At 59.8% G+C, this 888-nt stretch carries 2 protein-coding genes; both read right to left on the bottom strand.

Annotated elements, in window-relative coordinates; genetic code table 11:
- Positions 1-216: 216 nt before the first annotated feature.
- A complete protein-coding gene (locus tag G3480_RS29755; protein ID WP_240906115.1) occupies positions 217-345 on the bottom strand; it encodes a BrnA antitoxin family protein in 129 nt (42 codons plus the stop codon).
- A 188-nt stretch (positions 346-533) separates the two neighbouring features.
- Positions 534-839 (bottom strand): BrnT family toxin, encoded by a 306-nt coding sequence (locus G3480_RS26940; protein WP_164657253.1) that lies wholly within the window; start codon positions 837-839, stop codon positions 534-536.
- Positions 840-888 lie beyond the last annotated feature (49 nt).

Here is an 888-nt window from a genome sequence, read left to right as displayed (position 1 = left end):
CCCCCCTTTGCGAAAGGGGGGAAGTTGTTGACGGACGCTTTCTTAGCTAGAAGGCTGTGGTCGCCGAGATCATCGAAGCAACCAAGGCACCGGATCTCGAGATTCTGGAGCCGGCGCTGATCCGCCGCAGCCCCCACGGAGTGCTCTGAATTCGCTCTGGGGTAACGTCGGCGGCCATTTTCCAGTCAGCGCCTCGGCGTCTGCGAGCCGCTACGGCTAGGGTTTAGAGTGTCGCTGACTGCCCTGCTCAAGGGAGGCGAGCATCTCGCGGCGCAGAATGGCGTTGATGCGCGTCTGGTAGCCTTTCCCTTGCGCCCGAAACCAAGCCACGACATCGGCGTCCAAGGCGGATGGTCGTTGAGGTCTTGGTGGGCTTGTAGAAGCGCCCTCGCATCGCCTGATTCCAGAGCTCGTCGGTCAGGGGTGGGATGTCACTGTAATCGATCGCGCTGTCATCGCGCGTCGCGAGTGCCGCAAGCTCAGCCGTCTGCTCAGCACTCAAGGGCGGCAATTGGTCGAGATCGATGCACTGCCTAACGATATCTTTGCTCATAACGTCGCCTTTCTGTCCGGTCTGCTGCTCGCGCGGAGATGAGACGGATGACCTCAATCAGCTGACCGTCCTCGTCCTCCTCGCGCACGGTGTGGGCCACCAATAGGATGACATGGCCCTCGACACACCCGATTGTTTGCCAACGCTGCTCGCCGCCTTCAATGCGCTCCGGGATGGTGAACGCGAACGGATCTGCGAAGACTCGAAGCGCGGTCTCGAAGCTCACGCTGTGTTTGCGCCGGTTGACGACCGCTTTGGCCGGATCCCATTCGAATCTTATCTGCATGCAGTCATGTTACTACATAAGTGTAGTAACACAGCCATTCTACCGCAGC

Origin of the sequence: Thiorhodococcus mannitoliphagus, from assembly GCF_010915725.1 — a bacterium.
GTDB classification, from domain to species: Bacteria; Pseudomonadota; Gammaproteobacteria; order Chromatiales; family Chromatiaceae; genus Thiorhodococcus; species Thiorhodococcus mannitoliphagus.
Note: the sequence above shows the minus strand (reverse complement) of the source record. Positions and strands in the feature narration are given on the sequence as shown.